General features: G+C 73.2%; 17 protein-coding genes and 1 pseudogene. 8 read left to right on the top strand and 10 right to left on the bottom strand.

The annotated features are described in order from the left end of the window. Positions 1-167 precede the first annotated feature (167 nt). Together Asera_RS11240 and Asera_RS11235 are read right to left on the bottom strand one after the other, a co-directional pair. Positions 168-2,108 (bottom strand): outer membrane protein assembly factor BamB family protein, encoded by a 1,941-nt coding sequence (locus tag Asera_RS11240; RefSeq protein WP_051802959.1) that lies wholly within the window; start codon positions 2,106-2,108, stop codon positions 168-170. Between the two features lie 107 nt (positions 2,109-2,215). Then, on the bottom strand, positions 2,216-4,300 hold the full coding sequence (locus Asera_RS11235) for a ligand-binding sensor domain-containing protein (RefSeq protein WP_051802958.1): 2,085 nt from the start codon (positions 4,298-4,300) through the stop codon (positions 2,216-2,218). A 263-nt stretch (positions 4,301-4,563) separates the two neighbouring features. On the opposite strand from Asera_RS11235, the gene Asera_RS11230 reads away from it, so the two are divergent. The 3 genes from Asera_RS11230 to Asera_RS11220 are packed head-to-tail and all read left to right on the top strand — an operon-like array spanning position 4,564 to position 7,284. Beyond that, positions 4,564-5,814 (top strand): DegT/DnrJ/EryC1/StrS family aminotransferase, encoded by a 1,251-nt coding sequence (locus tag Asera_RS11230; RefSeq protein WP_030449322.1) that lies wholly within the window; start codon positions 4,564-4,566, stop codon positions 5,812-5,814. After that, complete coding sequence (locus tag Asera_RS11225; RefSeq protein WP_035298487.1) at positions 5,804-6,520, top strand: hypothetical protein; 717 nt, start codon at positions 5,804-5,806, stop codon at positions 6,518-6,520. The genes Asera_RS11230 and Asera_RS11225 overlap by 11 nt, the downstream gene beginning before the upstream one ends. Next, positions 6,517-7,284 (top strand): amidohydrolase family protein, encoded by a 768-nt coding sequence (locus Asera_RS11220; protein WP_030449320.1) that lies wholly within the window; start codon positions 6,517-6,519, stop codon positions 7,282-7,284. The genes Asera_RS11225 and Asera_RS11220 overlap by 4 nt, the downstream gene beginning before the upstream one ends. A gap of 56 nt (positions 7,285-7,340) precedes the next feature. On the opposite strand, the gene Asera_RS11215 is transcribed toward Asera_RS11220, so the two are convergent. After that, a complete protein-coding gene (locus Asera_RS11215; RefSeq protein WP_211255779.1) occupies positions 7,341-8,312 on the bottom strand; it encodes a dihydrodipicolinate synthase family protein in 972 nt (323 codons plus the stop codon). Positions 8,313-8,404: 92 nt separating this feature from the next. On the opposite strand from Asera_RS11215, the gene Asera_RS11210 reads away from it, so the two are divergent. Next, positions 8,405-9,376, top strand: a complete 972-nt coding sequence (locus Asera_RS11210; protein ID WP_030449318.1) for a hydroxyacid dehydrogenase — start codon at positions 8,405-8,407, stop codon at positions 9,374-9,376. Between the two features lie 33 nt (positions 9,377-9,409). Here the strand turns inward: Asera_RS11210 and Asera_RS11205 are convergent, their stop codons facing one another. Then, entirely contained in the window at positions 9,410-9,811 is a 402-nt protein-coding gene (locus Asera_RS11205) for a winged helix-turn-helix transcriptional regulator (protein ID WP_030449317.1), read from the bottom strand. An 80-nt stretch (positions 9,812-9,891) separates the two neighbouring features. Between Asera_RS11205 and Asera_RS11200 the strand changes: the two genes are divergently transcribed. Next, entirely contained in the window at positions 9,892-10,773 is an 882-nt protein-coding gene (locus Asera_RS11200; protein ID WP_030449316.1) for an SDR family NAD(P)-dependent oxidoreductase, read from the top strand. 90 nt (positions 10,774-10,863) lie between these two features. Here Asera_RS11200 and purH read toward each other — a convergent pair whose 3' ends face one another. After that, a complete protein-coding gene (gene purH, locus Asera_RS11195) occupies positions 10,864-12,420 on the bottom strand; it encodes a bifunctional phosphoribosylaminoimidazolecarboxamide formyltransferase/IMP cyclohydrolase (protein ID WP_030449315.1) in 1,557 nt (518 codons plus the stop codon). Further along, positions 12,417-13,022 (bottom strand): phosphoribosylglycinamide formyltransferase, encoded by a 606-nt coding sequence (gene purN / locus Asera_RS11190; RefSeq protein ID WP_030449314.1) that lies wholly within the window; start codon positions 13,020-13,022, stop codon positions 12,417-12,419. Before purN ends, purH begins: the two co-directional genes overlap by 4 nt. Positions 13,023-13,354: 332 nt before the next feature. Between purN and Asera_RS11185 the strand changes: the two genes are divergently transcribed. Next, entirely contained in the window at positions 13,355-14,104 is a 750-nt protein-coding gene (locus tag Asera_RS11185) for a DUF4190 domain-containing protein (RefSeq protein ID WP_051802957.1), read from the top strand. A gap of 211 nt (positions 14,105-14,315) precedes the next feature. Then, complete coding sequence (locus Asera_RS11180; protein WP_157035148.1) at positions 14,316-14,879, top strand: CD225/dispanin family protein; 564 nt, start codon at positions 14,316-14,318, stop codon at positions 14,877-14,879. Here Asera_RS11180 and Asera_RS11175 read toward each other — a convergent pair. Continuing rightward, positions 14,766-16,211, bottom strand: a complete 1,446-nt coding sequence (locus Asera_RS11175; RefSeq protein WP_157035147.1) for a cell division protein PerM — start codon at positions 16,209-16,211, stop codon at positions 14,766-14,768. The genes Asera_RS11180 and Asera_RS11175 overlap by 114 nt on opposite strands. 298 nt (positions 16,212-16,509) lie before the next feature. Between Asera_RS11175 and Asera_RS11170 the strand changes: the two genes are divergently transcribed. After that, on the top strand, positions 16,510-16,776 hold the full coding sequence (locus Asera_RS11170) for a CD225/dispanin family protein (protein ID WP_169745912.1): 267 nt from the start codon (positions 16,510-16,512) through the stop codon (positions 16,774-16,776). 85 nt (positions 16,777-16,861) lie between these two features. Here the strand turns inward: Asera_RS11170 and sucD are convergent, their stop codons facing one another. The 3 genes and pseudogenes from sucD to Asera_RS11155 all read right to left on the bottom strand — a co-directional run bounded on the left by sucD (position 16,862) and on the right by Asera_RS11155 (position 20,426). Beyond that, a complete protein-coding gene (gene sucD / locus Asera_RS11165; protein ID WP_030449310.1) occupies positions 16,862-17,746 on the bottom strand; it encodes a succinate--CoA ligase subunit alpha in 885 nt (294 codons plus the stop codon). 63 nt (positions 17,747-17,809) lie between these two features. Beyond that, positions 17,810-18,999: pseudogene (sucC, locus tag Asera_RS11160) on the bottom strand (ADP-forming succinate--CoA ligase subunit beta). Positions 19,000-19,832: 833 nt separating this feature from the next. Next, positions 19,833-20,426 carry a hypothetical protein gene (locus Asera_RS11155; RefSeq protein WP_030449308.1) on the bottom strand — a complete coding sequence of 198 codons (594 nt, stop codon included), beginning with the start codon at positions 20,424-20,426 and terminating at the stop codon, positions 19,833-19,835. Positions 20,427-20,708: the final 282 nt, after the last annotated feature.

The following is a 20,708-nucleotide window of genomic DNA, read 5'->3' as shown; positions in this document are numbered from 1 at the left end:
GAGGTCCTGACGCCGCCTGGGCGTCTCGGAAGGTCGGGGAAGGGTGCTCGCCGTCGGGGTGCCGGGCCGCTACGCATTGGTCCGAGGCCGTGCTCCCGCGACGCCCTGGCCCGCGCCGTTCTTGTTGTGTCCGTTGTGGAGGGTTTGGCGGCGCGGGCCGGGGTTGGTCAGAGCCAGAGGCGGATGAGGTTGCGGTGGCGGACGGTGTAGAGGGAGTCGCCGTCCGGGGCCGCGGCGAGCATGGGTGGGCCGTAGGTTTCGGCGGCGAGGTCGTCGAGCACGGTGGTCGTGGTGCCGTCACCGTTCACCCGGAAGATCCGCTCGCCGGTGGCGCCGTAGAGTTGGCCGCCCGCGGTCACCAGCGTGGCGCCGGCGCCGACATCCACTGTGGACAGTACGGCTCGGGTACGGGGGTCGAAGGCGAACAGGGTCCCGGTGTCGGTGGTGCCGTAGAGCTTGCCGCGCCAGAGGGCGAGGTCGGTGATCTGGCCGGCACCCGGTACCGGCGTGACCTGCCAGCGCACCGCGCCGCGGCGCAGGTCGAACGCGGACAGCGTCGCCTCCCTGACGACCGGGTCGGTACCCAGGCTGTTGCGGATCTCGCTGCCCAGGTAGGCGGTGCCGGCGGCGGCGGCGACCGAGCGCACCGACTGGTCCGGCACCACGCCGCGGTACACCTGGACCGCTCCGGTGCGCGGATCGAAGCAGGCCAGCGCCCCGTTGTACTTGCCGTAGTCGGCCTCGGTGGTCACCAGCAGCTTGCCCACCGCCGGGTCGTACACCGCGTCGGTCGGCCGGGTCTGCTCGTTCGCCACGTCCCCGACCTTGTGCAGCTCGGTACCGTCCGGTGCGATCGAGAACAGCCGGGCCAGCGTGTACACACCGAGGTAGACGTGCCCGCCGACCGGGGTCATGGTCTTCGCCTCACCGGCCAGGAACGTCCGGTGGCTGGCCCCGGTGGCGAGGTCGTGCACCTGCACGCCGGCCTTGCCGCTGACCAGGACCCGGTCGTCGGTGGCGGTGACCTGCATGGCCAGCTCCGGCGCCGGCGGCAGGCCCGCCGCGGTCAGGTCGGTGCCGTCGAACGTGCCCGTGCCCGCGTCGTAGTCGACGAACGTGCTGGTCAGTTCCGCGGTCACGGCGTCGTCGGCGCCCACCATGATCCGGTTGAAGTACGCCCCGTCGTACGGCGAACCGAGCCGGGTGACGGTGTCGCTCGCCGTGTCGTAGCGCCACAGCACGCCGGCCGGCCGGGTACCGAGGTAGATCGAGTCGCCGTGCACGGTGATCGCGGTGACGTACTGCTCGGCCGCGTCGGCCTGCACCTCGACCGGGTGCGCCAGGTCGTCCAGCGAGAACACCAGCATGGTGCCGGTCGGCGAGAGGCCGGCGGCGAGGGTGTTGCCGGACAGCGCGAGCGTCGCCACGAACGTCCGGTTCGCGTACTGCGCGGGCAGCACGTCGGTGCGGTCCCCGGTGGTGCGGTCGATCGCGATCAGGTGCGCGTGCGCGCCGACGCCGGCGAAGATCGTGGTGTCGGTGACCGCGATGGACCGCACGTACTGCTCGCCCGCCACGGCGGCGCCGTACCTGCGGGTCTGGCCGGTCGCCGGGTCGTAGCTCCACACCCCGGCGTCCGGATAGGTGCCGGCCACGATCGTGCCGTCCGGCGCCGCGGCGATCGCCCAGACGAACGAGCCGAAGTTCGCCACCTTCGTCGCCGTGCCGGTCGTCGTGTCGATCCGGTACAGGTCGCCCGGGTCGTAGGTGGCGACGTACAGGTCGGTACCCACGTGCGCCATCGCCCAGGTCCCGGCGCCGGTCGGCAGGTCGATCGTCGTCGTGACCCGGTGCTGTGCCGGGTCGAACGCGGCCACCTGCACCGGCGAGACACCGGACGTCGCGGTGTAGACGAGATCGCCCACCGGTTCGGCCACGCCGGTCGAGGTGACCTCGGAGGCCGGGCCCAGATCGTCCACCCGGGGCGCGGCGGCGGTCCCGCCCGCCGGCCGGGCCGGCGCGGCGGCGGCCGGGCCGGCCACGAGCGACGCGGCGCCCAGCGCCGCCACCAGTACCAGTCCGGCCAGCCGGCCGAGTCGACCCGCCATCCGCCCGCGCGACGACGCGACCCGCCTCGGGCCGCCTCCGTTCGTGCCTGCCTCTCGCCGAGGCGCCCGCAGCGGACGACGGCCATGACTCGCTCGCGCACGCTCGCTCATGCCGGCACCACCCGGTACACGTGGGTGTTGGCGCCGAGGAACGCGGTGCCGTCCGGGGCGACCGCGAGGAAGGTGGCATCGGTGTCGACCACCGCGGTCACCGCGAGGTCGGCGCGCGCCACCCGGTGCAGCGTGCCACCGGACAGGACCAGGAACGTGTCCGTGCCGGCGTCGTAGCCGAGCCGGCCGGTGCCGGCGCCCACCGTGGCCCGGCGGGTCACGGTACGGCTGGCCAGGTCGAAGGCGAACAGGGTGCCCGCCGCGTAGCCCCAGACGCCGCCGTCGGCGTCGACGACCAGGCCGTCGACCGACTCGGCGCCCGGTACCGGCACCGCCTCGAACGTCTTCGCGTCGGCCACCGGGTCGAACCCGAACAGCTTCGCCTCGGTCTGCGTCGGCGCCGGCACCGAGTACCCGCCGTGGATCGAGGTACCGCCGACGATCGTGCCGGCGGTGTACGCGAGCGACACGATCGACTGGTCGGTGACCACCGGCCGGTGCACGCTCGCCGCGTTGGTCGCCTTCGCCACCAGCACCAGCGCGCCACCGAGCGTGGTGTTCGGCAGCGTGCCGTACGCGACGTGCTCGCCCGCGTCGACGCTGGCCCGGGCCCGTACCTGGTCCTCGTCGTGCAGGTCGACGACCTTCACCGGGTTCTCCGGCGTGCCCTCCGGCCCCGGCGAGTACTCCGGGCTGTTCCAGGGCTTGCTCGGGTCGTACCGGTAGAGGCGGGAGTCGGGGTAGGTGCCGAGCCAGATGTCCGCGCCCAGGTCCAGCACGCTCTCGGTCTGCGCGAACCGTTGGAACGCGGGCGATCCGGTCTGCGGATCGAGCTGCGCGAGCCCGCCGTTGAGGTACCCGCCGGCCCACAGCCGCCCGGTGGTCCCGACCGCGAGGCTGGCCAGCGGGATCGGCTCGCCGGGGATGTCGGTCGCGGTGCGCGACGCGGCCCCGGTCTTCGGGTTGTACGAGAACATCTCGCCGCGCCACAGCAGCCCGACCAGGGTCTGACCCGGGGTTTCCTTGGCTGGCAGGGAAACCCAGCCGATACCGCGGTTGTTGACCACCCGGCCGGCGAACGTCAGCCCGGTGCCCACCTCGGTACCGGTGCGCGGCAGCAGCCCGGTCAGCTCCCCGTTGCGGGTGTAGTAGACCAGCCCGCCCGGCCCCGGCTCCGACACGTCCAGCCCGGCCACCTTGTCCCGCAACGGACTCCAGCTGCGCCGGCGGGTGTCCCAGATGCCGAGGCTGCCGTCGATGGCGGAGCCGAACCGGGCGTACACCAGACCGCGGTAGGCGTTCAGGTCGTACACGGTGCTGCCGACGCCGTCGCCGACCTCGTCGGGCAGCGGCAGCTGGCGGCTGGCACCGGTGGCCACGTCGATCTCCACCACGTTCGCGTCCGGCTGGGTGCCGACGTAGAGCTTGCCGCCGTCGGTGGCGATGCTGCGGGCGTACGACATGCCCGGGACCACGGTGCCGTAGTCGCGCACCGCACCGGTGGCCGGGTCGTACCCGAAGGCCTTGGCGCTGGGGTAGGTGCAGCCGTAGACGATGCCGGCCGCGTCGATGGCGAGCCGCCAGATGTACGTCTCGCTGGCGAGCGGCCGGCCGAGGTCCTGTACCGCGCTGTCCCGGCCCGGTGGCCGCCGGAACAGCTGCCCGGTGTTGTACGCGCCGACCCACACCGTGCCGTCCGGCCCGATCGCCACGGCGTACGAGCCGGGGGCGCCGGGCAGCGGCTGGCTGGAGACGGTCTTCGCGCTGGCCGGGTCGAGCGCGACCAGGTGCGCCGGATCGCCGGACACCGCCGACCACAGCACCGGCCGCCCGTCCGGGCCGGGGCCGACGGCGCCACCGATGGCCAGCACGTCGGACAGCGGGATACCGAGGTCGGCGAGGGTCGCCGCGTCGGCGGCGAGCGGCGCGGCGCCGGCGAACGCCGGGCCGCCGAACGCGACGCCGGACAACGCGCCGGCAGCGGCGACGCCACCGAGCGCGGCGACGAAGCCACGGCGCGACAGCTGGGGCGGCGTGGTGCGGTGGGAGTCGAAGCGGGGATCGTGTCGGGGTGTGGGCACGGTGCCTCCAAGACCACGAGCTCGAGGGGCCTTATTACCAATTAAGGTCATGGCTCAAATGGTTCGTTGCAGGACGGTAGCGCCGGACCGGCGCGCGGTCAATGGGACTACCTGGCACCTACGTGGCGCTGCCCCCTTGCCTGGCCTTACGGTCGCGACCATAATCGGCCATACCTGCCGGCCCGCAGCGCGCCGAACGGACGCGTCCGGCGCATCCGGGCGCTGCCGACACCGCCGGCCGGCCGAGTAGCAGGAGGAACACGATGACGCTCGCCCTCGACGGCGGGACACCGGTACGCGACACCCCCTTCCCCACCGTCTCGGACGCGTCCGGCCGTACCTTCGGCGCCGCCGAGGCCGCCGCCGCGGCCCGGGTCGTCGCGTCCGGCGCGCTGTGGCGGGTCACCGGCACCGAAGTCGACGCGCTGGAGCGCGAGTTCGCCGACTACCTCGGCGTCGGGCACGCGGTGGCGAGCACGTCCGGTACCGCCGCGCTGCACCTCGCCGTCGCCGCCATCGACCCCGAGCCGGGCGACGAGGTGATCGTCCCGCCGATCACCGACTTCGGCACCGTCATCGCCGTACTGGCCTGCAACGCGGTACCGGTCTTCGCCGACGTCGACCCGGTCACCGGCTGCCTGACCGCGGAGACGGTGGCGGCCGCGCTGTCCGAGCGCACCCGCGCCGTGATTCCGGTACACCTGTTCGGCGGGCCGGCGCCCATCGACGAGATCGTGGCGCTGTGCCGGCCGCGCGGCATCGCGGTCATCGAGGACTGTGCCCAGGCGTACCTGACCGTGCCGGACGGCGGCAGCACCTGGGCCGGTACCCGGGGCGACATCGGCTGCTTCAGCCTGCAGCAGTCCAAGCACATCAGCGCCGGTGACGGCGGGCTGACCGTCACCGGCGATCCGGCGCTGGCCCGCCGGATGCGGCTGTTCGCCGACAAGGGCTGGCCGCGCGACACCGGCGAGCGCACCCACCTGTTCTACGGCCTCAACTACCGGATGACCGAGCTGGTCGGCGCGGTCGCCCGGGTGCAGCTGACCCGGCTGGCCGACGTGGTGGCTGCCCGCCGGTCGGTGGCGCGCCGGCTGGTCGACGACCTCGCCGACCTGCCCGGCCTCCGACTGCCGGAGCCGGCCGAGATCGAGCGGCACAGCTTCTGGCTGTTCCCGATGCTGCTCGACCCGGCGGTCGCCGGCGCGGACAACGAGCGCTTCGGCGCGGCTCTGGCCGCCGAGGGGATCCCGGTCACCGCCGGCTACCTGGACCGGCCGGTCTACCTCAACCCGGCGCTGACCGAGCGGCACGCCTTCGGCACGTCGAACTTCCCGTTCACGTCGCCGCCGGCCCGCGCCGAGATGCGGTACGCCGCCGGCGACTGCCCGGTGGCCGAGGACCTGATCGACCGCACCCTGCTCGTCCTGCAGTGCAACGAGCGGTTCACCGAGCGGGACGTGGCCGACATCGTCGAGGCGGTACGGAAGGTGTCCAAGCATCATGCGCGCTGATCCGATCCGGTACGACTGCGACACCCTCTGCGGCACCTGGCCGGCCCGCGCCGAGCTCGACTTCCGCCCCGCGGCGGTACGCGCGAAGCTGACCGCCGCCGGCATCGAGACCGGGCTGGTGTGCTCGGGCCGGGGCGCCTGGTTCGACGACGTCGACGGCAACACCGAGACGCTCGCCGCCGGGCCGGGCTTCCTGCCGGTCGCCACGATCAACCTGCGGCACGCGCTGCGGGCCGAGGCGGAACTCGACCGGATGGTCGCCGCCGGGGTCCGCGCGGTGCGACTGTTCGGCCCGCTGCAGGGCTGCGAGCCGGTGTTCCCCGGCTACCGGCACGTCGTCGACGCGGTACTCGCCCGGGGCCTGCTGCCGCTGGTGGAGGGCGACGTACGCGGTTGCTGGCCGGCGTTCGCCGACCGCGGCGCGCGGGTGGTGTTCCTCGACGTCCACGCCTACCACGTCGCCGACTTCGTGCTGCTCGCCCGGCGCGAACCCGGCTTCGTCGCGTCCACCCGGCTGCTGAACGCGCCGGACTCGATCGAGACGGTCGTCGGCGAGGTGGGCGCCGAGCATCTCGTGTTCGGCTCGCGTACCCCGCTGCACGACACCTCGCCGGCCACGCTGCGGATGCGCGGCGCCCGGCTGTCCGACGCCGACTGGGCCGCCGTCACCGGCGGTACCCTCGAAGCCCTCCTGGAGAAGCCGTGAAGAACCATCCGGTGATCGACGTGCACGGACACTGGGGGCCGTGGTTCTTCGCGATGGACATCGGCGACGTGGCCGAGAACCTGCGGGTGATGGACGAGTGGGGCATCAGCCTGCAGATCGTCTCCGCGTCCGAGGCGGTCACCTACGACGCGCCCGGCGGCAACGCCAAGCTGGCCGAGATCCTCGCCGCGAACCCGCGGCTGCGCGGCTACCTCGTCGCGAACCCGAACGATCCGGCCGCCACCGAGGCCGACCTGAAGCGCTACGCCGGGTCGGGGCTGTTCTGCGGTGTCAAGATCCACACCGGGTACCCGCGCCGGGAGATCTCGTCGCCGCAGATGCGGGACACGTTTGCGCTGCTCGACGAGTACGCGGCGACGATCCTGATCCACACCTGGGGCGGCGACGTGCTCGACCTGCCCGGGCTACTCGCCGCGAACCCGCGGCTGCGGGTGATCGCCGCGCACATGGGCGCGAACCGCTGGGACCTCGCCGCCGAGGCCGCTCGCGGCTGCGACCGGCTCTACCTCGAACCGTCCTGCTCGATCACCGATGCCGGCCAGGTCGCGCACGTCGCCGCCCGGGTACCGGCCACCCAGCTGCTGTTCGGCACCGACGCGACGCTGATCGACCCGGCGGTCTCGTTCGGCCTGGTCGAGGACGCCGCGCTGGACCCGGCCACCGCCGAGGCGCTGTACTGGCGCAACGCCGCCGCGCTGTTCGACCTCGCTGCCCCGGCGCAGGCCGCGTACGCGGCGCGATGACGCACCGGGGCACCGGGCCGTCGGGGCGCCTCGGCGGCGCCGGGCCGGCGCCCCGGTCAGTGAGCGATCGCGTCCCGGTAGGCGGCGACGACGGCGGCGCGGTCGGCCGGGTCCGGCCGGACGCCGTGCGGGTCGTGCGCCGCCGCCGCCGGGATGATGCCCTCGCGCTCGGCGGCCCACAGCATGCGCTGCACGTACCCGTCCATCGGGTCACGGAACACCGCGGCGGCGAACCGGTCCAGCCGCCGCGCCGCCGGCACGAACGCCGCCGTGTCGCCGGCGAACCAGGCGTGCACCAGCCGGGCCGACAGCTCGGCGACCGCGGCCGCCACGCCGACCAGCGCGGCATCCGCGCCCCACAGCAGCGACGGGCCGAACATCCGGTCCTCGCCGGTGATCGCGAGCGCACCGCCGGCATGGATCGCCGCGATCGCGTCCTGGCAGCCGACCGCGTCGTACAGGGTGGCCAGCTTGACGCCGAGCACCTCCGGCCGCGCCGACAGCTCGGTCAGCAGTGCCGGCGGGTAGCTGACCCCACCCGCCTCCGGGTACAGCAGGAAGCCGGTCACCGGCAGCCCGGCCGCGGCGGCCACCTCGGTGTGCAGCCGGATCGTCCGCTCCGCCTGGGTGTCCGGTGCGCGCAGGCTCGACACCGGGTAGACCATCAGCGCGTCGGCCCCGCCGGCGGCGGCCCGCTCGGCCAGCCGGGCGGTCGCCGCGCACTGGCTCGCGAAGTCGTCGCCGGTCCCGGCCGGCGGGCCGACCGCGGCGAGCAGCGGCCCGCCGGTCGCGTCCCGGAACGCCGCCAGTACGTCGTCCCGCTGGGCGTCGGTGAGCTCCAGGCCACGGGCGGTGTGCGCCCAGACGCAGACGCCGTCGACCGCGCCGGCGATCGCCGCCGCGTACCGGTCGAGGTCGGCCGGGACGATGTGCGCCGATTCGTCCATCGGGGTCACCGGTGCGGCGATCAACCGACCGCGGATCGCCTCGGTCAGCCGCGGCGCCGTGTGGGCCAGCTCGTCGCGCACCCGGTACCCCTCCCTGTCCTGGGCCGCGGTCCGGCATCCCCCGTGCCGGTTCCGGCGGCCCTGCACGAATCCTGCCACCCGAAGGGACCACGATGATCGACCATCCGGTGCTGGTGAGCGTGTCCCCCGCGCTACGTCGCCAGTTCTTCCCCGCCGGCCTGCCCGCGTTCCGGCTGGTGGACGACCATACCGGGCTGGTCGCCGCGCTGCCCGGTACGGAGATTCTGGTGACCAGCTGGGGACAGCCGCGGCTGACCGCCGAGCTGCTGGACCTGGCGCCGGAGCTGCGGCTGGTCGCGCACACCGGCGCCACCGTCAAGTTCTTCGTCACCGACGAGCTGTTCGACCGGGGCATCCGGGTCACCCAGGCCGGGCAGGCGATGGCGCCGGCGGTCGGCGAGGTGGCGCTCGCGTTCACCCTCGCGCTGCTGCACCAGTTGCCCCGGTTCGATCATGCGATGCACGCCGGTACCGACTGGGCCGAGGCATCGGTCGCGCCGGCCCGGCACGAGATCGCCGGCTGCCCGATCGGCGTCGTCGGCGCCTCTCGTACCGGCCGGGCCTTCATCGCGATGGCCCGGGCGCTCGGCGCCGTGGTGTCGGTCGCCGATCCGCTGCTCACCGAGGCGGACGCGGCCGCGCTCGGGGTTCGCCGTACGGACCTGGACACGCTGCTGCGCGAGTCCCGGGTCGTCGTGCTGCACGCCCCCGTACTGCCCGAGACGCGACACCTGATCGGTGCCCGGGAGCTGGCGCTGATGCCGGACCGCGCCGGGTTGGTCAACACCGCCCGTTCCTGGCTGGTGGACGAGAAGGCGCTGCTCGCCGAGCTGGCCACCGGCCGGATCGACGCCGCGATCGACGTGTACGACGCGGAGCCGCTGCCGGCCGACCACCCGCTGCGCGGCCTGCGCAACGTGCTGCTCACCCCGCACCAGGCCGCCGGCACCCTGGCCGGCTGGCGGCGGCAGGGCGACATCGTGCTCGCCGAGATCGACCGGTACCGGTCGGGCCGGCCACTGGAGCACGAGGTGACCCGCGCCGACCTCGACCACATGGGCTGACCCGCACCGGCGCTCCGGCGACGCGGCGTCGGGTCAGGAACGCGACTGCCGGGCCGCGGCGATCTCGGCCCGGTGCTGCACCACCCAGTCGGCGAGCGCGGACAACGGCACCAGCAGGGTCCGCCCGAGCGGGGTGAGGCTGTACTCGACGGACGGCGGAACGGTCGGGAACACCTCCCGGTGCACCAACCCGTCTGCCGCCAGACCGCGCAGCGTGCGGGTCAGCATCCGCTGGCTGATGGTCTCGATCCCCCGGTGCAGTTCGTTGAAGCGGTACGAGCGCTTGCCCAGCAGCACGATCACCAGCACCGACCACTTGTCCCCGACCCGACGCAGCACGTCGGTCACCGGGCACTGCTCGTACTCCTCGGCCGGGACCGGGCTCGGCAGCGGGGCGCGCACCATCGAGGGCACATCCATGTCCGTACCGGACATCAAACTGCCTCCTTCCGCACCCTGCCATGGTTACCGATGATGGTAGTGCGTACCAGAAGTAACTACCTAGGGATGAGCCCATGCCCGACCTGATCCGACCCAGCCGGCCACGCGTCGTCGTCATCAGCGGCGGAACCGACGGTATGGGCCGTGCCCTGGCGCTGGCCCGCGCCGAGCGCGGTGACACCGTGATCGCGCTGGGCAGCAACCCCGGCAAGGGCCGGCGGCTGGTCGAGGACGGTGCCGCCCGCCGCGCCCGCAGCCCGATCGAGTTCATCCGGACCGATCTGTCCAGCGTCGCCGCGACCCGGGCCGCGATCGGCGACATCGCCGCACGGTACCCGACCGTCGACGCGCTGGCCCTGTTCGCGAACCGGCAGGCACCGAAGCGGATCGCCACCGCGGAGGGCCTGGAGCAGACCTTCGCGCTGTACTACCTGAGCCGCCAGTTGCTCAGCCACGGCCTCGCCCCGCAACTGCGCCGCAGCGACACCGGCGTGATCGTGAACGTCGCCGGCGTCGGCACGACCAGGGGCGCGGTCCACTGGGACGACCTGCAACTCGAACGGGGCTACGGCATGGTGACCGCGCAGCTCCAGGCCGGCCGGGCCAACGACCTGCTCGGCGTGGCGTTCGCGGCACAGCCCGACAACCCGATCCGGTACGTCCTCTACCACCCGGGTTTCACCAGGAGCGGCGACCTCAGCCCGCTGGCCGCCCCGATGCGGGTGATCATCCGCGCCGCCGCGCGCCTCTCCGCCCGCCCGGTCGGCGAGTCCATCGCGCCGATCCACGGCTTCGTCGACGCCCCGCCGGTCGCACCGCTGACCGCGATCGACCGCGACAAGCCCGTCCCGCTCACCCTCGACACCCTCGACCCGGCGGACGCGCGCCGCCTCGACGAGGCGACGAGGACGCTGCTCGCGGCGATCCCCGCGGAGTCGGCACCACGCCGAGCGTGAGCCGCCGGCACGGCCCCGCGCGCCCGGACCAACCATGTACCGCCGAGCGCGCGGTGCTGCCACCAGTGCGGGGGGCGGCAGCCGCGACCGTCAGTGGAAGAAGTGCCGGGTGCCGGTGAAGTAGAGGGTGACGCCGGCGGCCTTCGCGGCGGCGATCGCCTCCGGGTCGCGCTTCGACCCGCCCGGCTCGACGACGGCGCGCACGCCGGCCTCGGCCAGTACCTCCAGGCCGTCCGGGAACGGGAAGAACGCGTCCGAGGCGCCGACCGACGCGGCGGCCCGCTCGGCGCCGGCCCGCTGCACCGCGAGGCGCGCCGCGTCGACCCGGTTCACCTGGCCCATGCCCACGCCGGTGGTGGCGCGGTCGGCGGCGAGCAGGATCGCGTTCGACTTGACCGCGCGGATCGCCCGCCAGGCGAACGCCAGGTCGGCCAGGGTCGCCTCGTCGGCCGGCTCACCGGCGGCGAGGGTCCAGTTCGCCGGGTCGTCACCGGACGCGTCGATCCTGTCGACGGTCTGCATCAGCACGCCGCCGGAGATGCCGTGGAACTCCACCGGGTCCGGCGCCGCCTCGGCCGGTACCCGCAGCAGCCGGACGTTCTTCCACCGGTTGCTGAGCACCTCGACCGCGGCCGGCTCGAAGTCCGGCGCGGCGACCACCTCGGCGAAGCTCGCCTCGGCGATGTTGCGGGCCATCGGTTCGGTGACGGTGGTGTTCGCCGCGATGACCCCGCCGTACGCCGAGAGCGGGTCGCAGGCCTGCGCCTTCGCGTACGCGTCCGCCACGTCGGCGCCGACCGCGATGCCGCACGGGTTGGCGTGCTTGATGATCGCCACGCACGGCTCGGTGAAGTCGTGCGCCGCCCGCCACGCCGCGTCGGTGTCGGTGTAGTTGTTGTACGACATCTCCTTGCCGTGCAGCTGCTCGGCGTGCGCGAGGCCGGGCCGCCAGTGCCGGTAGAGCGCTGCCTGCTGGTGCGGGTTCTCCCCGTAGCGCAGGGTGGTGGCGAGGTCCCAGGTGGCGCCGGTCCAGCCGGGGAAACCCCGCTCGGTCTGGCCGCCCAGCCAGGAGGCGACCGCCACGTCGTACGACGCGGTGTGCCGGAACGCACCCAGCGCGTACCGCTGGCGCTGCTCGGCCGTGGTGCCGCCGGCCGCGATGGCCTCGATCAGTTCCGGGTACAGCTCCGGTGAGACGACCACCGCGACGTTCGCGTGGTTCTTCGCCGAACTGCGCACCATCGCCGGGCCGCCGATGTCGATCTGCTCGATGCACTCGTCGAACGACGCGCCCGAGGCCACCGTCTGCCGGAACGGGTACAGGTTGCTCACCAGCAGGTCGAACGGCTCGACGCCGAGCTCGGCCAGCTGCTTGACGTGCTCGTCTCGTCGTACGTCGGCGAGCAGGCCGGCGTGCACCTTCGGGTGCAGCGTCTTCACCCGCCCGTCCAGGCACTCCGGGAACCCGGTGAGCTGCTCGATCGCCGTCACCGGCACCCCGTACGAGGCGATCGTGCGGGCGCTGTTGCCGGTCGACACGATCTCCACGCCGGCGTCGGCCAGCGCCCTGGCCAGCTGCTCCAGCCCGGTCTTGTCGTACACGCTGACCAGTGCGCGCCGGATCGGCTTCCTCGCGATGTCGCTCACGGAACGGTGACCTTTCTTCCGGTGACCGTCCAGCCCTCCCGGACCATCCGGCCGACGTACTCCACCAGCTGCGGCCGTTCGGCCTGCTTGATGCGTTCGGACAGGGTGTCCTCGGTGTCGTCGTCGAGCACCGGGACCGCCACCTGGGCGATGATCGCGCCGGTGTCGACACCCTCGTCCACCAGGAACAACGTGGCACCGGCGAGTTTGACACCGTACGCGAGGGCATCCCGCGGACCGTGGATGCCGGGGAACGCCGGCAGCAGCGCGTTGTGCGTGTTCAGGTACCGGCCACCGAACGCGGCGAGAAACGCCGGTCCGACCAGCTTCAGGAAACCGGCCGAGATCACCAGATCCGGCTCGTACTTGGCGACCTGTTCGGTCAACGCGGCGTCCCAGGCGGCCCGGTCGGGGAAGTCGCCGACCCGGACGACGAACGTCTCGGCACCGGCGCGCGCTCCGCGGGCCAGGCCCTCGACATCCGGACGGTCGGCACCGACCGCCACCACGGTCGCGCCGTACCCCGGGTCGGCACAGGCGTCGAGCAACGCCTGCAGGTTGGACCCCGCTCCGGACACCAGGACGACGAGGCGAGCTGCCACGCGTGACTCCTCCGGCGGTTTTCGACCGCGCGATCGCGTCGGTGAGATCGACCCGGGCCGCGCCCCAGCGGTCCGGCAACGTCGCCCGGCTGACCGCCCTCAGCAGCGGCGACGCCCACACGATAGCCGGTACGGCCGGGGCGATCTCGCGCGGCCGGGCCCCTCGACCGGTGCAATTCACCCGTCCAGCCGCATCATGCACGTCCGACCGGTAAGACTGGGGCTGTCTGGTGGGTCCTGGTCGAGCAAGACCCGCAGACATGGCCTAGCTCGGAAACAACGTGCACGGTCGCCGCCGGGAGGCGGTGACCGGACGAGGGGGGACCAGCACCGTGACATACCCACCGCCACCACCGCGCGGGCCGGGAGAGCCGGAAGACCCGGACCACGGCGGGTACTCCGGCGGCCGGCCCGGCCCCGAGCCGAGCTACGGCGGCCGGCCCGACCAACCGCCGGGCGGCCAACCCGGCCCGCCGTCGGGACCACCCGGCGGTTATCCCGACCAGCCGTCCGGCCCGCCGTACGGCCAGCCGTCCGGCCCACCCGGGCAACCCTCCGGGCCACCCGGCGGCTACCCGGGGCAGCCCAGCGGCCCGCCGGGCGAGTACGGGCAGCCGTCGGCCCCGCCGCCCGGCGAGTACGGGCAGCCCTCCGGCCCGCCGTACGGGCAGCCGTCCGGCCCGCCGCCGGGCGCCCCGTACGGCCAGCCCGGCGAGTACGGCCAGCAGCCCGGTTACGGCGCGCCCGGCGGCCCCGGCGTGCCGCCACCGCCCCCGCCGTACCAGGGGGGTGGGGCGCCGGACACCAGCGGCAACGTGCTGAACCTGCTGGCGATGATCGCCGGCATCGTGTCGATCGTGATCTGTTGCTTCTACGCCGGCATCTGGGCTGGTGTACCGGCGATCGTGCTGGGCATCCTCGGCCGCAAGAAGGCCGACAACGGGCAGGCCAGCAACAAGACGATGGGCACCGTCGGCCTCATCCTCGGCATCATCGGCGCCGCGATCTTCGTCGTTCAGATCATCCTGGTGATCACCGGCGTCAGCGCCAACTGGGTGCAGAACGTCCAGAACGAGCGGTGACCGGGCCGGCCGGGCGGCTGCCCCCACCGCCCGACCGGCTCGCTCCACCGGGCGCCGCACATCCGGCTCGCTCGGCCAGTTCACTCCGCCAGGCGCCGCACAGTCGGTTCGCTCGGCCAGTTCTTGGCCGGGCGCCGCACAGCCGCGGGCCGGCCGCGCGGCGCCGGACCGCTAAGCTTTCGCGCATCGAGCGAAGGTTTGCGAGGAGCCGATGACGCAGCCCGGCCAGCCCGACCCGCCGCGCGGCCCCGCGCCGCAGCGTCCCCCGGTGCCACCCCGGGCCCGGAAGGAACCGGTGCTCGAGGGCGAGGTGTTGCCGCCGCTGCAGGATCCGCCGCCGCCAACGAGCCGGCCGTACTCCAGCCAGCCGTATGCCAGCCAGCCGTACGCCACCCCGCAGCCTGCCCCCGGGCCCCCACCCAGACCCGCACCCCAACCCGGGCCCGCACCCCAACCCGGGCCCGCACCCCAACCCGGGCCCGCACCGCAACCGGGCACCGCGCCGCCCGCCGGGGCACCGTTCAGCGACAACCTGGGCGTCGCGGTCGCGATGTTCCTGCTGTTCCCACCGTTCGCGCTGCCGGCCACGATCGACGCCCGGCGGGCCCGGATCGCCTACCGCGCGGGGCAGCTCGGCGTCGCGCAGGACAACGCGAAGGAGTCACATCGCTGGACCCGCGCCGCCCTCGTCGCCGGGCCCATCTGCTGGGCCCTGGTGGTGTGCTGCGGGATCGGCCGCTGGATCCTGCGCAGCCTCGGCCTTCCCGTCCCCTGACCCACCCGGGCCGGTCCTCGGCCCGCTCGAGCCGGTGCCGTCGGCGACCGGATCGACCCTGCCGGCTGCCTCGGGCGTGGCCGTCGGGCCCAGGCCCGCGCCACTGTCCTCCGTCCGGTGCGGACGGACCCGGGCGATGGTCCGCGCGGTGAGCCCGGCGGCCATCGCGGCGACGCCGTCCAGGCCGGCCACCGCCAGGCCGAGCTGCCACCAGGACGGCCCGATCGTGGCGAGCTGGCCGCCACCGAGACTGCCGGCCGACAGCGCGCCGGCGACGGCGAACAGCGCACCCGCCACCGCGCCGGACAGCGCCGTGGCGAACACCAGCGGAGTCAACCCGGGGCCGGTGTCGCGGCGCGCGACGAGCCAACCCGTCGCCACGCCGACCAACAGCGGCAGCCCGAGCAGCAGCGCACCCGCGGCCGGCGCGGCATCGGTCGGCAGCCCCGCGAGCAGCGGTATCGCCGGCACCGGCCCGAGGTGCACGCCGCCGATGCCGACCGCGGTGTGCGCGCCGAACGCGAAGCCCGGCCCGGACAGGTAGGCCACCGCCCACACCGACACGGTCGGCGCGTACAGCAGGCAGAGCAGCGCCAGGCCGATGTCACCGACCGGTCCGGCCTGGTACGCGCGGAACGTGTCGGCGGCGCGGTCGGCGTGCCAGGCGAGCGAGCCGCCGGCGGTGAACGCACCGAGGCCGAGCAGGGTCACCGCGGCGAACCCGCCGGAGCGCAACCCGGCCCGTACCGCCGGGGAGAGCTGGCCGGCGATGTGCCGGAGCATGCCGCTGCGGTGCGCCGCACCGGACACCGCGCAGACCAGCGCCAGCCCGCCAGCGGTGACGAACGCGCGGGGCGCGGAGACCGACACGTCCGGCCCGGACACCAGCAGCGCCAGCAGGGCGGCGAGCAGCCCGTACCCGACGGCGACGCCGACCGCGCCGAGCAGGGCGGCGCGCCGGTCACCGAGCGCGCGAGCGGTGTTGCCGCCGGCCCGGACCAGCCGCCAGGCGACGAACGCGGTCAGCGCGAGCGGCACCAGCCCGTACGGCCCGATCGGGGTGTGGATGGGCACGCCGTTGCCGAGCAGCCAGGCGGCGCCGGCCACCCGCAACGCGCTGGTGGCGGCGCCGGCCCCACCGGCGAGCAGCCAGCCGAGCAGGACGAGAACCAGCAGCGGGACGAACGAGACGAGCGCGGCCCAGCCCGCGGTCGCGGCCGCCGCGACGAGCAAGGAGGCACGCCCCAGCGGCGCGGCATCGGTGCGGGTGGCGGGCGCCGGCGCGGGTGGGGAGTCCTCGGCGGGAGTGGTGCTCGGTTCGGTGACGGACATGGCTTTCTCACCGAACACCATCGGTGGCCGGATCGCCGGCACGACACGCGGTGCGGCGCTCATCGGGGCCGAAAAGCGGCCCACCATCACCCGCCGTGACCAGCATCGCCCGGCTGAGTCAAGTTGCATGCATACGGCATCATCTGATGCCGAGACCAGGGTGATCCGACGTGGCGTTGCTTCACTACGCTGACCCGCACCCGACCCAACACACCCTCGAAGGAGAACGATGCAGCCGGGTATGCCTCCCCCACCGGGGTACCAGCAGGGACCCCCGCCTGGCGCGCCCCAGGAGCCGGTGAACAGCCACATGGGCTGGGCGATCGGTTCGATCTTCCTGTTCTGGCCGCTCGCCATCCCGGCGATCATGGCCGCCAGCCGGTGCAACGCTGCCGTTGCCGCCGGCGACTACATGGGCGCGACGGCCGCGTCCGAGGACGCCAAGAAGTGGGCGAAGCTCGCCACCATCATCGGCGCCTGCTGGTACGGGCTCTGGTGCGTGATCAGCATCATCTGGGTCATCGTCGGCGTCGCCGCGGTCGGCTCGGCCAGCACGAGCTACTGAGCCAACACGAAGAAGGGGCACACCATGGCGGTGTGCCCCTTCTTCGTGTTCCGCGGTGCCGGGCCCGAAGGCCCGGCAGGTGCGGCTACTTCTGCATCAGCTCGCGCATCAGGTTCGCGGTCTCGGTCGGCGTCTTGCCGACCTTCACCCCGGCCGCCTCCAGCGCGTCCTTCTTCGCCGCGGCGGTACCGGACGAACCGGAGATGATCGCGCCCGCGTGGCCCATCGTCTTGCCGGGCGGCGCGGTGAAGCCCGCGACGTAGCCGACGACCGGCTTCGTCACGTGTGCCTTGATGTAGTCGGCCGCGCGCTCCTCGGCGTCGCCACCGATCTCGCCGATCATCACGATCGCGTCGGTCTCCGGGTCCGCCTCGAACGCCGCCAGGCAGTCGATGTGGGTCGTCCCGATGACCGGGTCGCCACCGATGCCGACCGCGGTGGAGAAGCCGATGTCGCGCAGCTCGTACATCATCTGGTAGGTCAGCGTGCCCGACTTGGACACCAGGCCGATCCGGCCCGGGCCGGTGATGCTGGCCGGGATGATGCCGGCGTACGACTTGCCGGGGCTCGCGACCCCGGGGCAGTTCGGGCCGATGATGCGGGTCCGGTTGCCTTTGGCCGTCGCGTACGCCCAGGCGGCCGTCGAGTCGTGCACCGGAATGCCCTCGGTGATGACCACCGCGAGCGGGATCTCCGCGTCGACCGCCTCGACGATCGCGTCCTTGGCGAACTTCGGCGGGACGAAGATGACCGACGTGTCCGCGCCGGTCTCCTTCATCGCCTCGGCGACCGTGCCGAACACCGGCAGCTCGGTACCGTCGAAGTCGACCTTCTGGCCGGCCTTGCGCGGGTTCACACCCCCGACCACGTTGGTACCGGCGGCCAGCATCTTCTTGGTGTGCTTGGTGCCCTCGGAGCCGGTGATGCCCTGAACAATGATCTTGCTGTTCTCGGTAAGGAAGATCGCCATCTCACGCACTCTGCTTTCCGGGTCGGCTCCGCGCTCGCTCCGCTCCTCGCTTCGCTGCGATGCTCACTCGCTGTCGCCTCCCTGTGCGGCGAGTTCGGCGGCGCGGCGGGCCGCACCGTCCATGGTGTCCACCTGCTGTACCAGCGGATGCTTCGCCTCGGTCAGGATGCGCCGGCCCTCCTCGGCATTGTTGCCGTCGAGCCGGACGACCAGCGGCTTGCTGACGTCCTCACCGCGGTCCGCGAGCACCTTGAGCGCCTGGACGATCCCGTTCGCGACCGCGTCGCAGGCGGTGATGCCGCCGAACACGTTCACGAACACCGACCGCACGGCCGGGTCGGACAGGATGATCTCCAGCCCGTTCGCCATCACCTCGGCGCTGGCGCCGCCGCCGATGTCGAGGAAGTTCGCCGGCTTGGGCGAACCCGGCAGGTCCTCGCCCGCGTACGCCACCACGTCCAGGGTGGACATGACCAGCCCGGCGCCGTTGCCGATGATGCCGACCTCGCCGTCGAGCTTGACGTAGTTGAGGTGCTTCTCCTTCGCCCGCTGCTCCAGCGGGTCGACCGCGCTGCTGTCGGCCAGCTCGGCCTGGTCCGGGTGGCGGAACTCGGCGTTCTCGTCCAGCGTCACCTTCGCGTCGAGCGCGAGCACCCGACCGTCGGTGGTCTTCGCCAGCGGGTTCACCTCGACGAGCGTGGCGTCCTCGGCCACGAACGCCGCCCACAGCTTGATGATCAGCTCGGCGACCTGGTCGGCCACCTCGGCCGGGAAGCCGGTCGCGGCGACGATCTCGTCCGCCTTCGCCCGGTCCACACCGGCGTTGGCGTCGATCGCGACCTTCGCCACCTTCTCCGGCGACTCCTCGGCGACCTGCTCGATCTCCATACCGCCCTGCACGCTGGACATCGCCAGGAAGGTGCGGTTGGCCCGATCGAGCAGGAACGAGAAGTAGTACTCCTCGGCGATGTCGGCGGTGACCGCCAGCATCACCTTGTGAACGGTATGACCCTTGATGTCCATACCGAGGATGTCGGTCGCGCGAGCCTGCGCGTCCGCTGCGTCGTCGGCGAGCTTGACGCCACCAGCCTTGCCCCGGCCACCGGTCTTGACCTGGGCCTTCACCACGACCCGGCCGCCGAGCTGCTCGGCCACCTTCCGGGCCTCGTCGGGGTGCTAGCGACGCCGCCGTCCAACACCGGCACACCGTGCCGCGCGAACAGCTCCCGCGCCTGGTACTCGTACAGGTCCACGTGCGCGTCCCGTTCCGTCGTCCTTGACGTTCGTCCATTGTCTCGCTGCCACCGCAGCGCTCTACCGGCGCAGGGTAGCGACGCGGACGCACTCACGCTTGCCCGGGTGGCCCCAATGCCTGGTACGTCACCTCTCTGCGCTGAGGTGCCCCCGAAGCGCCGGCGTGCGCTGGTGCTGGCGGTGTAAAGCCCACCTCTGTTTCCTCTTTTCACCCCTCGTGGGGGAACCGTGGGGAGCGGGCTTCGCCCCTCCCCACACCCCTCCCCGTCAAGGGGGCAGTCGCCCCCTTGACAATCCCCCACCGGAAAACCAGAGATCAGGAAGGACGCCGCCTGGCCGCTTCGGAACTACGGGGTGTCGGTACGGCCTACCCATCGACGCCGGACCCGCCACGCCAAACCAAACCCCCAACCCACCTGCGGGCCGCCAGGACACAACGCGATGCGAACCGTTGCGAGGCGACGATGCGTTGCGAGGCGGGCGTTGGCGTGATGGACATGCCCGGCCGGGCCCCCGGTCTTCTTCGACGGGCACTGGGCGTCGAGGGGCATCGTCACCGGGATGGGTAAGGGGATGGCCAAGGGGAATCCCCTTGGCGGGGAAGGAGCGCGAGGAGGGGGCGAAGCCCTCTCCTCGCATTCCCCCACGCGGGGTCAAAGCGGCGAACAGAGGTGGCCTTTACACCACCAGCACCCAACGGCCCCGGCCAGAGACGCGTTCACACCGCCGGCTGCAACCGGCGCCGGACAGGGGTGGGCTTTACACCGCCAGCGCCGGACGCACGCCAGCCACGCAGCAGCGCTTCGGGCCCACCTCAGCGCAAAGAGGTGGACTACTGGGCTTGGACGCGGTCCCCACCGAGCGAGTGCAGGCGACCGAGCACGTCGGGGAGCTGGGCCCGGGTGAACCAGGCGTGCACCGCGAACGAACTGTCGCACCAGCGTCGCCGCCGCCGGACCTCCATCAGCAGGTCGTCGGACTTCTGCCGGACCGTCGCCTCGCCCAGCTCGCTGCGCACGCACAGCACGGCGGCCCGGCGGTACTCGACGAGTTCGACCTTCTCCACGGTGTCCCACGGCAGGAACAGCCCGCGCACCTTGATCGTGCCGCCCATCCGCAGCCAGACGCCCTGGTCGTCGGCGACCAGCAGCGGGCCGCGCGACTCGGCGCGCCAGCGCTGGATCACCAGGACGACACCGATGATCACCACGACCGCGCCGAGCAGCCAGGCGATGAGCGTCGGGGTGTCCACGTCGAAGGCGCCGGTGGTCAGGCCGATCGCGGCGAGCGCGATCCACAGCGCCATCATCGCGATGCCGACGGCGAGCCGCCGGCCGTACCGGCGGGCGATGCGGCGGATGTCCGGCTCGACCACGACGGGCCGGCCAGCGGGCACCCGGGTCGTGTACCGAGGGGCGTCGTTCACGAGCGCATTCTCCTGTACGGACCGGACGTGGTGTGCGGGCACCTCGGCGACGGTGGCCGACGTCGCCCGCGACCACCGGCGCAGGTGCTCCGGCCGGATGGCTCTCCCACCTTGCCAGCAAACGGTCGGAAAGGGAAACCGGCCCGCGGATTCGTCGTGGCGGGCCGCAGCCGCCCCGGTTCGCCGTGCCCGGGTCGCGAGTGCGCCGCGGGCCGTTGGGCCGCGACAACGCGGCGGCCCACCCCGCGGTGGCCGGTGGCTCCCGGAGGGCAGGAAGAAGGG

This window comes from Actinocatenispora sera, from assembly GCF_018324685.1.
Classification (GTDB): domain Bacteria; phylum Actinomycetota; class Actinomycetes; order Mycobacteriales; family Micromonosporaceae; genus Actinocatenispora; species Actinocatenispora sera.
Note: the sequence above shows the minus strand (reverse complement) of the source record. Positions and strands in the feature narration are given on the sequence as shown.

Coding starts and splice junctions, on each gene's coding strand:
- Asera_RS11240 (WP_051802959.1), bottom strand. CDS start 2,108: ATGGCGGGTCGACTCGGCCGGCTGGCCGGACTGGTACTGGTGGCGGCG.
- Asera_RS11230 (WP_030449322.1), top strand. CDS start 4,564: ATGACGCTCGCCCTCGACGGCGGGACACCGGTACGCGACACCCCCTTC.
- Asera_RS11180 (WP_157035148.1), top strand. CDS start 14,316: ATGACGCAGCCCGGCCAGCCCGACCCGCCGCGCGGCCCCGCGCCGCAG.
- Asera_RS11175 (WP_157035147.1), bottom strand. CDS start 16,211: ATGTCCGTCACCGAACCGAGCACCACTCCCGCCGAGGACTCCCCACCC.
- Asera_RS11210 (WP_030449318.1), top strand. CDS start 8,405: ATGATCGACCATCCGGTGCTGGTGAGCGTGTCCCCCGCGCTACGTCGC.
- Asera_RS11225 (WP_035298487.1), top strand. CDS start 5,804: ATGCGCGCTGATCCGATCCGGTACGACTGCGACACCCTCTGCGGCACC.
- sucD (WP_030449310.1), bottom strand. CDS start 17,746: ATGGCGATCTTCCTTACCGAGAACAGCAAGATCATTGTTCAGGGCATC.
- Asera_RS11200 (WP_030449316.1), top strand. CDS start 9,892: ATGCCCGACCTGATCCGACCCAGCCGGCCACGCGTCGTCGTCATCAGC.
- Asera_RS11205 (WP_030449317.1), bottom strand. CDS start 9,811: ATGTCCGGTACGGACATGGATGTGCCCTCGATGGTGCGCGCCCCGCTG.